The organism is Synechococcus sp. H70.2 (assembly GCF_047462275.1).
GTDB lineage: Bacteria > Cyanobacteriota > Cyanobacteriia > Thermostichales > Thermostichaceae > Thermostichus.
In genome coordinates this window covers 109098-120807 of sequence record NZ_JANSIU010000002.1, presented here as the reverse complement: position 1 = coordinate 120807, position 11710 = coordinate 109098, and the positions used below count along the sequence as shown (strand labels likewise).

At 61.6% G+C, this 11710-nt stretch carries 12 protein-coding genes; 7 read left to right on the top strand and 5 right to left on the bottom strand.

Annotated elements, in window-relative coordinates; genetic code table 11:
- Positions 1-24: 24 nt before the first annotated feature.
- Positions 25-318, bottom strand: coding sequence for an RNA-binding S4 domain-containing protein (locus NW822_RS02835; RefSeq protein WP_414362610.1), 294 nt, complete (start codon positions 316-318; stop codon positions 25-27).
- 82 nt (positions 319-400) lie between these two features.
- Positions 401-1492, bottom strand: coding sequence for a serine hydrolase (locus NW822_RS02830; RefSeq protein WP_414403455.1), 1092 nt, complete (start codon positions 1490-1492; stop codon positions 401-403).
- A gap of 364 nt (positions 1493-1856) precedes the next feature.
- On the opposite strand from NW822_RS02830, the gene NW822_RS02825 reads away from it, so the two are divergent.
- From NW822_RS02825 to NW822_RS02815, 3 genes are all read left to right on the top strand, one after another.
- Positions 1857-1994 carry a hypothetical protein gene (locus NW822_RS02825; RefSeq protein WP_414362608.1) on the top strand — a complete coding sequence of 46 codons (138 nt, stop codon included), beginning with the start codon at positions 1857-1859 and terminating at the stop codon, positions 1992-1994.
- A gap of 26 nt (positions 1995-2020) precedes the next feature.
- Positions 2021-3145, top strand: a complete 1125-nt coding sequence (gene mutY, locus NW822_RS02820; RefSeq protein ID WP_414403454.1) for an A/G-specific adenine glycosylase — start codon at positions 2021-2023, stop codon at positions 3143-3145.
- A gap of 85 nt (positions 3146-3230) precedes the next feature.
- Complete coding sequence (locus NW822_RS02815; protein WP_414403453.1) at positions 3231-3509, top strand: hypothetical protein; 279 nt, start codon at positions 3231-3233, stop codon at positions 3507-3509.
- A 160-nt stretch (positions 3510-3669) separates the two neighbouring features.
- On the opposite strand, the gene folD is transcribed toward NW822_RS02815, so the two are convergent.
- The 3 genes from folD to xseA form a co-directional block, all read right to left on the bottom strand.
- Entirely contained in the window at positions 3670-4539 is an 870-nt protein-coding gene (gene folD / locus NW822_RS02810; RefSeq protein ID WP_414403452.1) for a bifunctional methylenetetrahydrofolate dehydrogenase/methenyltetrahydrofolate cyclohydrolase FolD, read from the bottom strand.
- A 97-nt stretch (positions 4540-4636) separates the two neighbouring features.
- Positions 4637-4870: an exodeoxyribonuclease VII small subunit gene (gene xseB / locus NW822_RS02805; RefSeq protein ID WP_414362605.1), complete on the bottom strand. Its 234-nt coding sequence runs from the start codon at positions 4868-4870 to the stop codon at positions 4637-4639.
- A complete protein-coding gene (gene xseA, locus NW822_RS02800; RefSeq protein WP_414403451.1) occupies positions 4851-6125 on the bottom strand; it encodes an exodeoxyribonuclease VII large subunit in 1275 nt (424 codons plus the stop codon). The genes xseB and xseA overlap by 20 nt, the downstream gene beginning before the upstream one ends.
- A gap of 83 nt (positions 6126-6208) precedes the next feature.
- Between xseA and NW822_RS02795 the strand changes: the two genes are divergently transcribed.
- The 4 genes from NW822_RS02795 (at position 6209) to NW822_RS02780 (ending at position 11663) form a co-directional block, all read left to right on the top strand.
- Positions 6209-7354: an AI-2E family transporter gene (locus NW822_RS02795; RefSeq protein ID WP_414362603.1), complete on the top strand. Its 1146-nt coding sequence runs from the start codon at positions 6209-6211 to the stop codon at positions 7352-7354.
- A gap of 98 nt (positions 7355-7452) precedes the next feature.
- A complete protein-coding gene (locus NW822_RS02790; RefSeq protein WP_414362602.1) occupies positions 7453-7827 on the top strand; it encodes a DUF1257 domain-containing protein in 375 nt (124 codons plus the stop codon).
- A gap of 18 nt (positions 7828-7845) precedes the next feature.
- Positions 7846-8949 (top strand): pentapeptide repeat-containing protein, encoded by a 1104-nt coding sequence (locus NW822_RS02785; RefSeq protein ID WP_414403450.1) that lies wholly within the window; start codon positions 7846-7848, stop codon positions 8947-8949.
- A 338-nt stretch (positions 8950-9287) separates the two neighbouring features.
- Positions 9288-11663, top strand: a complete 2376-nt coding sequence (locus NW822_RS02780; RefSeq protein WP_414362600.1) for a phosphoketolase — start codon at positions 9288-9290, stop codon at positions 11661-11663.
- The last annotated feature ends 47 nt before the right edge of the window (positions 11664-11710 follow it).

Genomic DNA, 11710 nt, shown 5'->3' with positions numbered 1-11710 from the left:
GTTCCCAGCTTAGGCCAGCACTTGCTAAGTGGGCTGAGGGGAATCTTGAGCGGTTGCGGCCTTGTTCCAGGCGCAAGCTCTGGCCCCCTCCCAGCGCACCTGCCAAACTTGCCCTGCCACCGCCACTGCATCCCCTGGGCGCAGCTTGCGTCCCCGCCGGGTTTCCACCTCGCCGTTGACGCGCACCTGCCCCGCCTGGATAAGCTGCTTGGCCTGCCCACCGGTGGCCACAACGCCCGTCAGCTTGAGAAATTGATCCAGCTTGATGTAGGGATCCCTTGGCGGAGGAGCTTGAGAAGGGGGGAGGGTCTTGGCCATGATCTCACCGCTTTGGCTGGGGTGTCGGCTGGTTCCATTGCTCTGCTGCTTTGCTGGAATGGGGGGCGGGGCCAGGGATCCCCTAGAGCTGGGGGCCATCGGCAGCAGCCGCAGCAGTCGGCTCGCCTTCGGCAGACCAAAACTCGTAGGCAGCTTGGGAGAGTTTGGCAATCAGCTCCTCCGCTTTGGGATCGTTGGGCGTTTCCCGCTTCACCCACACCGCCGCTATGTAACGCCGCCCGTTGGGTAGATCGAGGATCCCGGCGTCTCCCACCACCGAGCTGAGGGTTCCCGTTTTGTGGGCAATGCGCACTTCTGGGTTCAGGCCAGGGCGGAAGTAGGAGGGCCGTTGGGTGCGCCAGAGGATGTCCAAAAAGCGGTCGCGGCTGCGGCGGCTGAGCATGCGCCCCTGCTCCACCTGGCTAAGCAGCCAGACCATATCGCGCGGGCTACTGGTGTTGGCACCCTCCAGATCCGGCAGCCATTGGGAAATCTGCGTGTGTTGCAGCCCCCACTGGCGAAACTTTTGGTTGAGGGCTTCCCGACCGCCGAGGCGATGGATGATCAAGTTGGTGGCAAAGTTGTCGCTGAGGGTGCTCATGAGGGTGGCTGCCTCCAGCGCAGAGACCTGAGAGCCCAGGGGACGGGTTTGCAAAAGGCCGGCTCCCCCCCCTTTGAGCTCTTCTTGTAGCGTCAGCTTTTCATCTAGCCGCAGCTGCCCAGTTTCCACTGCTTGCAAAAAGGCGAGGAGAATTGGGATCTTGATGACGCTAGCGGCAGGAAAAGCCTGATCCGGACTCACCCCAGCAAAGGCACCGCTTTCCACCTCCCAAAACAAGGCTCCCACCGTTAGGCCCGGCTGGTTGGCCAAGGCAGCCAAGCGCTCCCGCAACGCGGGGATCTCCTGGCCTTTGAGCAAGTCGGTGGGCAAGGTGGGGGGGAGATCCCCAGATCCTGGTGCAGCCTGCTCTGTCTGAGCAGGGGTGGTGGACTGTAACAGGTGCGACAGGCCAGCCATCGTCAGGCCCAAAGTTAGGCTTAGGCCTAGGCCCCGGAGCAGCACCTCCTTAAAAGCAGCAGAGCGCCGCCGCTGAGGGGGACGAGTTGCCCGTTGGCGCATTCGGGCAATGGCCTTTTGGCGAGAAAGGCGCAGCGGCTGGGGGCGGGAAGCCATAGGTAGCAGACGCTCAGAAACAGGGACGGCCTGAGGAAAACGGGACGGATGGCGCGCCGCCTCCCGGGATCTTTCTTGAGCTGAGCTGCGGCCTCTTCCCTCCCTTGCCCTAGCCATGCCTACCTCAACGCAACTCCTTTGACCAATCATGACAGCAATTTGGCTGCCGGCAAAGCACCCGCGCTCTAGCCGGGAAGAGAACGCCAACCTACCCTGCCGAGGGGAAATCCCTTTGCTGCCGGATCGGGAGCGGGTTGGCTATCCTGAAGGTAGGCTTTTGTGAAGCATTTTCCAGCTCCTGCGCTCGGTTCCCCAACCCCAAGGGCTACCTTGAACCCCAACGCTGGAGCTGGGGGAGGCGACGATGGCTAACTACAACCGCGGCATTATGCAGTTCAAGGGGGCGGATAGTCCCATTGTGGTGCTGATCTCAGCCAGCGTTGTGGCAGGGGTCGTCTCGGCCCTGATCTGGTGGGCCCTCCACTTTGCTTACGCCGCTTGAGATCCCCGTCTTTTTTGCCAGCAGGGGTGGCAGGCCAGCAACCGCTGCTTTGGGAAGAGGCAGTCCGGCAGCGCCTGCGGCAGTCCTTGCAGCGCTGGTACCGCAAGCACGGGCGGGATCTCCCCTGGCGGCGTACGCGAGATCCCTACGCCATTTGGGTGGCGGAGGTGATGCTGCAGCAGACCCAGGTGGCAACCGTGATCCCCTACTTTCAGCGCTGGATGCAGGCTTTGCCGGGGATCCCAGAGTTGGCGGCAGCCCCGCAGCAACAAGTGCTGAAATTGTGGGAGGGCCTGGGCTACTACCGGCGGGCGCTGAACCTGCACAAGGCGGCCCAGATCTTGGTGCAGGAACACGGAGGCCAGTTTCCCAGGAAGCTGGAGCAGGTGCTGGCCCTGCCGGGGATCGGGCGCACCACAGCTGGCGGCATTCTCAGCGCCGCCTTTGACCTGCCCCTGCCGATTTTGGAGGGCAATGTCAAACGGGTGTTGGCCCGCCTAGTGGCTTTGCCCCAGCCGCCGGAGCGCTGTTTGCCCCTGTTGTGGCAGCTTTCAGAGCAATTGCTGGATCCCGAGCAGCCGCGCACCTTTAACCAGGCGCTGATGGACTTGGGCGCTACTGTCTGCCGGCCGCGGCAACCTCGCTGTAGCCAATGTCCCTGGCAGGCCGATTGCGCTGCCTACAATCAAGGTCAACAGCAACACCTGCCTATGTCTGAGCCCCGTCCCTTGCGCCCTCACAAACAGATTGCGGTGGCCATCGTTTTGCGGGGGAACGAGATCCTCATCGACCGGCGCCCCGAAAGCTCGATGCTCAGCGGCCTGTGGGAGTTTCCTGGCGGCAAAATCGAGCCGGGAGAAACCCCTGCGGAGTGTGTGGTGCGGGAGGTGAAAGAAGAAATTGGCATCGATATTCAGGTGGTGGCGCCGCTAGCCACCATTGAACATGCCTATACCCATTTCACCATCACTCTCATGGCTTTTATCTGTCGCTATCTGGGTGGAGAAGCCCAAGCCCTGCAATGCAGCGAAGTGCGCTGGGTCAAACCAGCAGAGCTGTCGCAATTTCCTTTTCCAGCAGCCAACCAAAAGCTATTTCCCTACCTGTACACTTGGCTAGAAGAACACGGATCTTGCCTGGAACCCAACTAATCCGCCAAATGGCTTAGACCCTTTTGGCCTCGTTCCGGCAAGATGTTCACTAGGATCTAGCTATCCTGCGGCAGGAGGTACGGATATGCTGGTCACTCTGGAGAAAGCAGGGGAGCTTCTGGCCAAGGGATCCCATACGGCGATTCCGACAACAGACGGCAAAATCGCGCTGGTGCCAAAAGGAAAAGAGAACCTCAAGCTGACGGCCGCCGAAGCCATTAACTTGATGTTTTACGTCGTCCGCTCTGCCGACCCCCCGGAAGCAGTGATGGCACAACTGCAGGAGGCCGCTGCCAAGGCGCAAGCCCCTGATCCCGCCGAAGAACGCGCCAGAAGATATCGAGAAATTCGCGGAGTAGTCTAGCTAGCGGAATCTCTTGGCGCAGGTGAGAAGCTAGCCTGGCGGGGGTAGGGGCTTCTCATTGGCTGCTGGGGCCGGCAGCAGTGGTTGTTTGGCCTAGCCGGTGAGAGCGCAGAGCTGGAGGCGCAAGGGGGGCAGAGGCGCTTGCCTAGCGCGTTTTGGCCTAGAGGCAGCTGCGTAGTTTGTAGCTTTCCAGGGTGTTGGCCAGCAGCATTGTCACTGTCATCGGCCCTACGCCCCCTGGCACGGGGGTGATAGCAGCAGCCCGCTCTTTGACGGCTTCGTAGTCCACATCTCCCACCAACTGCTCGGAGCCGTCAGGGCCTTGGATACGGTTGATGCCTACATCAACAACCACAGCTCCCGGCTTCACCATCTCTGCCTTGAGCAGGCGGGGACACCCCACGGCCATGACCACAATGTCGGCACTGCGGGTTACTTCAGCCAAGTCCGGTGTACGGGAGTGGGCCACGGTAACCGTGGCATCGGCAGCCAACAACATCAAGCTCAGGGGCTTGCCCACCAGGAGGCTGCGGCCAACCACTGCGGCTTTTTGCCCAGCAAGCGGGATCCCTTCTGCCTCCAGCAGGCGCATCACGCCCAGGGGGGTACAACTGCGTAGGCCCGGCTCGCCCCGCACTAGCCGGCCCAGGTTGAGGGGGTGTAGCCCGTCCACATCTTTGGCGGGGTCGATGGCCAAAAGGAGCGGGATGGGATCCCAGCCAGGGGGCAAGGGTAGCTGTACCAGGATCCCGTCCACCCGCTCGTCCTGGTTGAGCTGGCTGATGACTTCAAGAAGATGGGTGGGGGAGTCCTGGGCGGAAAAATGGCGACCAAAGGAGGCAATGCCCACCCGCTCACAGGCCCGCTCTTTGCCACGCACGTAAGCCGCACTGGCGGGATCCTCCCCAACCCGCAGCACCGCCAACCCTGGTGGGCGCCCCACCCGCGGCAGCCAAGCTTGCACTTGGGCGGCCATCTCCGCTTGCAGGTGAGCAGCCAGGGCTTTGCCATCCAAGATCTTGGCGGCCATGGAGGGTGCCCCCTGAGGTCTTGACAACTTGACTATCTTCAGGGGTGCAGCTCCCTTCGTCAAGCCTTGCCGCTGTCGAGAAGCGGGGGCACTCAGGCTACTCGCGCAACTCCTCTTCCTCAGACCCCAGCTCCTCAATGATGATCTCCACCTGCTGCCGCTTTTGCTCCAAAAACTCGGCGCAGCGCTTCAGGGTTTGGGCGGCCTGCTGGAAGCGCTCCACCACCTCCTCTAGATCCAGCTCCCCCGATTCAATCTGGGCAATCAAACTTTCCACTTCGGCAATGGCTGCTTCGTAGCGCCAGGGCTCCTCACGCTTGCGGCTCCTCATGGCTCTCCTCCACTCGAACCCAGAAGCTTCCCCCAGCCAGCTCTATCCGCAGGCGGGTTTGGGGCGGTAGGCAGGGGTTGCGGACCAGAGCTCCCCGTTCGTCGCGCACCAGGGCATAGCCCCGTTTGAGGACGGCAGCGGGATCGAGGGCTTGGAGGTGTTGCTGGAGAGCTTGGTGGCGCTGTTGCTGCTGCTGAAGGCGATGGCGCACGGCCTGGACAAGGCGCTGTTGCTGTTGGGCTAGGTGCTTCTGAGCCCGTTGCAGCAGCTGCTCGGGATGAGTTTGGAGCAGACGGCAGTGGGCGTGGTGCAGGCGCTGCTGAGCCTTCTCCAAAACCTGCAGGGTGCAGGTAACTAGCCGCTGCCGTAGTTGGGATCCCTGCTGCTGCAATTCCCGCAGATCGGGCACGATCCGTTCGGCGGCCGCTGTGGGGGTGTGGGCCGCATAGTCAGCCGCGTAGTCAGCTAGGGTCTCATCCCGCTGGTGGCCGATCCCAGTCACCACCGGAATGCGGCATTCGGCAATGGCCCGCACCACCCGTTCGTCGTTAAAGCAGGCCAAGTCTTCGCCAGATCCGCCCCCCCGAGCAATTAGCAGCACTTCCGCCCGCCCATCCCGTTCCACCCGGCGAATGGCCCGTACAATTGACTCGGGGGCCGCCTCCCCCTGCACCTGAGCCGGCGAAAACAGCACCCGCAGCCCCGGGTAGCGCTGGTTGAGGGTGCGGCGGATATCGCCCCAGCCGGCGGCGTCGGGAGAGCTGACAACGGCAATACACTGGGGGTGGGTAGGTAAAGGCCGCTGCTTGTCGAACAAGCCCTCGGCAGCCAGGCGGGCCTTGAGCTGCTGCAAACGCCACGCCAGTAGCCCTTTGCCTGCTGGCAGCAACTGCCAAATAACAAGGCGGTAGTAGCTGCCGCCGCTGTAGATGCCAATTTGACCCAGCGCAAGCACCTGTTGCCCCACTTCTGGCCAGACGCTGAGCCGAGCAGTCTGGCTTTGCCAGATCACTCCCTTGAGGACATCGCCGCTTTCTGGATCCACCAAGGTCAGGAACAGGTGGCCGTTGCGGTTGCGCTGGCAACTGGAGACTTCTCCAACCACCCACAGCCTGCTTAAGTAAGGATCCCCGCTCAGCAGCAATTTTAGATAACGGGACACTCCTCCCACTGAGAGGAGGGGGACTTCCTCGGCAAGCGGCGACTCCATCGCCTCCTCCAGGTCAGCGGGGTTATCCGAATCTGGATTCGGCATAGGCAGCGCCCGAAGACTGCTGGGAACGCCTGGGATCCCATCTAGAATAGGCGACGACGAAGCAAGGGAGGAGGTGGGCTGCGGTGACTTTTGCCCATTGGTTGGGGCTGGGGGCGCTGCTAGGCCTGCTGGTGCTGCTCTGGCAGATTCGACAGATCCTGCTGCTGGTGTTTGCCGCTATTGTCCTGGCAGTAGCCTTGGATACCCTAGCCCAGATCCCCCAGCGCTATGGCTTTCGCCGCGGCCCCTCCCTTCTCCTCACTGGCTTGACGGTGGTGGTGGGCGCAGTCTTGGTGGGGCTCATTGTGGTGCCACCCCTAGCAGAGCAGTTGCGCCGGCTGTTTACTGACGTGGTGCCCGCTGGGATCGTGCAGGCCCAGCGGCTCTTCGAGAACCTGATCCTCTCCTTGCCGACCGATATTGAGCTGCCGACGCTGCGGGAGTTGGCCAATAGTCTTGTGCCCCAGGCCACCGAGTTGGTGCGCCAGGTACGCGACTTTTTCTCCCAGTCCTTCACTGCCTTCTTTGCCACCCTGCTCAACTTGCTGTTTGTCATCATCCTCACCATCCTGTTGGTGGCGGATCCCCAGGCCTACAGCCGGGCCTTTGTCTCGGTTTTCCCCGCCTTCTACCGCCCTCGCGTTCGCTACATCCTCAAGCGCTGCGAGCTGGTGCTGCGGGGCTGGCTGGTGGGGGTCTTGTTTACCAGTACTTTGGTGATGGTGCTGAGCGGTATTGGCCTGTGGATTTTGGGCGTGCCCCTAATCCTGGCCAATGCCGTGCTGGCGGGTCTGTTTAATTTCATTCCCAACATCGGCCCCACCCTAAGCGTGGTTGCCCCTATGCTAGTGGCCCTTACCGATGCCCCCTGGAAGTCACTGGCAGTGCTGGGGCTGTACATTTTCATCCAGCAGCTTGAAAGCAGCGTCTTCACCCCTCTGGTCATGTCGCGACAAGTGTCGCTTTTGCCCGCTCTAACTTTGGTAGCCCAAATTACCTCAGCCTTTTTCTTTGGGGTACTGGGCCTGTTCTTGGCCGTGCCCTTGGCAGCCATCCTACAGGTGTGGATCCAGGAGGTGCTGATTCGGGATGTGCTGGATCCCTGGCAGGGATCCCGGGCCCGCCCCTTACTCCTGTCCGAGCTGGGAAACGATGGGATCCCAACTTCCAAGGGCAACCCCGAGAGGGCAGATCCCGGGCTGCTGCCCCCATCGCGCCGAGAGGTTTAAAGACAAGCCAAACGTCAAGCTCCTTAACATTTGTCCCAGAGCTGCAAAAGCGCTTCTATAGTGGGGATCCCCCTCGCCGTGTTGGGATGGGAAGCGCCATGTCCCACTTCACCACCCTGCAAGTGCAAATTAAAGATGCCGAGCTGCTGGAAGAGACCCTCAAGGAATTGGGCTACAGCGTGGAGCGGAACGCCAGCCTGCGGGGCTACCTCTGGAACCGCACCCGCGCCGACTTGGTGATCCGGCAGAAGAACGGCTTTGACATTGGCTTTCGCCGCAACGGGGATCACTATGAGCTGGTGGCTGATCTCTGGGGGGCGCGCATCGATCCCCAAACCTTCCTGGGGCCAATCTTGCAGCGCTACGCCTACAAAAGCCTGCTGCGCTCTGTGCAGCAACAGGGCTATGCCATCGAGGCGGAGGAGCGCCTGGAGGATGGCACTATCCGCGTGGTGGTGGGGCGCTGGGTGTAACTGAGCCCCTCTCCGCCCATGAGCGGCAACCCTCAGCCAGCGGTGGGATCTAGCCCTCGCCCTTGGGATCTGGTGTTGGGAGGACGAGCCGTAGCCAGCAGTGCCCCAGTTCACGCCTTGGTTTTGGGGGGTCTTGAGGGGGCGCGGCGGCGGCTTACCCAGGGCAACGAGGCGGTGCGTCTAGCTACCTTGCCCCAATTACTCCAGTACGGGCCGGCAGGTCTAGCGGAGCTAATAGCAGCCCTGGCCAGCAACAGCTCCTGGGCGGTGCGCCTGGCAGCGTGGCGGCTTCTTTCCCAGCTGGAGCAGCCGGAGGCAGAGGAGGCCTGTCGGGCCTACAGCCCCTTTCGCCCGGTGGGAGGTGCTCAGGGAGTCATCGTGGCCTATCGGCGGGGGGAGCGGGACTTTGCCTACGCCGACTTGGAAGGAGTGGATCTGCAGGAGGCACGGCTGGGAGGTGCCAACTTCTACGAAGCTAACTTGAGAAAGGCCAACCTGCGCTTTTGCAACTTCAACGGCGCCCACCTGGGCCAGGCGGATCTGCGCCAGGCCAATTTGCAGGGAGCCAAGCTAAGCGGCGCTGTCCTTGAAGGGGCAGATCTGCGCGGAGCCGATCTGAGGGGGGTAAAAGTTAGCGGCACCAGCCTACGGGGATCCCAGCTTTCCGAAGAGACCCGAATGGAGGCGCGGCTGCGCCACATTTGGCAGTTGCAAAACTGGGGAGGAGAGGGACAGGATCTCGGCGGCCAGGATCTCAGCAAAGCCGACTTGAGGGGGCTGGTGCTGCGCCAGATCCGGCTGCGGGGGGCCGACCTCAAGCGTGTGGACCTGCGCGGATCTAACTTGGAGGAGGCGGACTTGCGAGGAGCCAACCTGCAGCGGGCGGATCTGCGGGGAGCCAAGCTGCACAATGCCGACCTGGAAGGGGCGGATCTCAGCGGCGCCGAGCTGCAGCGGGCCCAGTTGCAGGGGGCAAACTTGCGCCGCGCCAACCTTAGCGGTGCCAATTTGGAGCTAGCTAACCTGGAAGGCGCTAAGATCGAGGGCCTCAAGCACAGCGGGGCTCGCATTGCTGGCCTGATCTTCCCCGATGGCACCCCCCTCAAGCCCTGGTGGTGGTAACAAGATACCTGCCGCTTGAGCAAGACTAACCCAACGCCGGATGATGCCAACTTTTGCTCAACGCTTCCTCGCTGCTGGGTAATCTCCCTGGGCTTATTCAACAATAGGTTTGTCACATCGATCCCTAACTCCCCTCTCCCTCAGGGAGAGGGGTTGGGGGTGAGGGGTGCCCCTCAGGGAGAGTATCTAATGGTCATGGGCAAAATGCTGCAGCTCTACCTAGGCCCGCCCTTGTCAACCCTCACCCCATCTCCCAAATCCAAAGGAATCCCAAGATCCCCAAGCCTACGCCCCAACCTGGCTCACCATGGGAGTAGAGATACCTACGGGGTGCACCTATGGTTTTGGCAGAACAGCTCTCGACAAAACCGCTCACTGACGACGAACTGCGCAAAATCGACGCCTACTGGCGGGCTGCCAACTACTTGTCAGTGGGGCAGATCTACTTGATGGACAATCCGCTGCTGCGGGAGCCCTTGAAGCCAGAACACATAAAGCCGCGCCTCTTGGGGCACTGGGGGACTACGCCAGGGCTGAACTTTATCTACGTCCACCTCAACCGCATCATCAAGCGGGAAAACCTCAACATCCTCTACATCACTGGCCCCGGCCACGGCGGCCCTGCCCTGGTGGCCAACACCTACTTGGAAGGCACCTATAGCGAGCTCTACCCCAACATCACCCAGGACGCTGAAGGCCTGCGCAAGCTCTTCAAGCAGTTCTCCTTCCCCGGCGGCGTACCCAGCCATGCAGCTCCGGAAACCCCTGGCTCCATTCACGAGGGAGGGGAGCTGGGCTATGCCCTGGCCCATGCCTTTGGGGCAGCCTTCGACAATCCCGACTTGCTGGTGGCCTGCGTAGTGGGGGATGGAGAAGCAGAAACTGGCCCCCTAGCTGCTTCCTGGCACTCCAACAAGTTTCTCAACCCCATCCACGATGGGGCGGTGCTGCCCATTCTCCACCTCAACGGCTACAAGATTGCCAACCCCACCATTCTGGGCCGCCTTAGCCGTGAAGAGCTGCAAAGCCTGTTTGTGGGCTACGGCTACAAACCCTACTTTGTCGAGGGCTCTGAGCCAGCCCAGATGCACCAGTTGATGGCCGCCACTTTGGACACCGTCATCCACGAGATCCAGGAAATCCAGCACCACGCCCGCAGCAAAGGGGATCCTACCCGTCCGCAGTGGCCGATGATCATCCTGCGCACCCCCAAAGGTTGGACAGGCCCCAAAGAGGTGGACGGCAAAAAAGTAGAGGATTTCTGGCGCTCCCACCAGGTACCGCTGGCGGATCTGGCCAAGAACCCGGAGCACCTCAAGCTCCTGGAAGAGTGGCTGCGCAGCTACAGGCCGGAAGAGCTCTTTGACGAAAACGGCCGCTTGCTCCCCGAGCTGCAGGAGCTGGCCCCCAAGGGGGAAAAGCGCATGGGCGCCACTCCCTATGCCAACGGCGGCTTGCTGACGCGGGAGCTAAGGATGCCAGATTTCCGCCAGTATGCAGTGGACGTCCCGCGCCCTGGCACTACGGAAGCGGAGGCCACCAAGGTGCTGGGGCAGTTTTTGCGAGATGTGATGAAGCTTAACCCCCACAATTTCCGCCTCTTTGGCCCCGACGAAACTGCCTCCAACCGCCTGGACGCTGTGTTTGAGGCCAGTGACCGCACTTGGGTGGCGCCTATCTACGACTACGACGAGCACCTCTCCCCCAATGGACGGGTCATGGAGATCCTAAGCGAGCACGTCTGTCAGGGCTGGCTGGAGGGCTACCTGTTGACAGGCCGCCACGGCTTCTTTTCCTGCTACGAGGCCTTCATCCACCTGGTGGACTCGATGTTTAACCAACATGCCAAGTGGTTGAAAACCTCTCGCCACATCCCTTGGCGGCGGCCCATCCCCTCCCTCAACTACCTGCTCACCTCCCACGTGTGGCGGCAGGATCACAACGGCTTTAGCCACCAGGATCCCGGCTTTCTGGATCACGTGGTCAACAAAAAGGCCGATGTTATCCGCGTCTACCTGCCCCCTGATGCCAACACCCTGCTCTCGGTGGCCGACCACTGCCTGCGCAGCCGCCACTACGTCAATGTCATTGTGGCGGGGAAACAGCCGGCCCTGCAGTACCTGGACATGGATGCCGCCATCAAGCACTGCACCCAGGGCCTGGGGATCTGGGAGTGGGCCAGCAACGATCAGGGCTCGGAGCCGGATGTGGTCATGGCCTGCTGTGGCGATGTGCCGACGATGGAAACCCTGGCGGCGGTGGACTTCTTGCGGCAGCACCTGCCGGACATCAAGATCCGAGTGGTGAACGTGGTGAACCTGATGAAGTTGCAGCCGCCCAGCGAACACCCCCACGGCATCAGCGACAAGGAGTTTGTTAGTATCTTCACCCCCGACAAGCCCATCGTGTTTGCCTTCCACGGCTATCCTTGGCTAATTCACCGCCTCACCTACCGCCGTCCCAACCACCACAACCTGCATGTGCGCGGCTACAAGGAGGAAGGCACCACCACCACTCCCTTTGATATGTGCGTCCTCAACCAGGTGGATCGCTTCAACCTGGCCAACGATGTGTTGGAGCGGGTGGAGCGCTTCAAATACCGGCGGGATCACCTCCAGCAGCTCATTCGCGACAAGCTGGTGGAGCACAAGCAGTACATCTGCAAGTACGGCGAGGATCTGCCGGAGGTGCGCAACTGGAAGTGGCCCTACTAGGGGATCCTTCGCCTCTGGCCCTCCGGCAGGGTAGAGTTTTCTTAGGC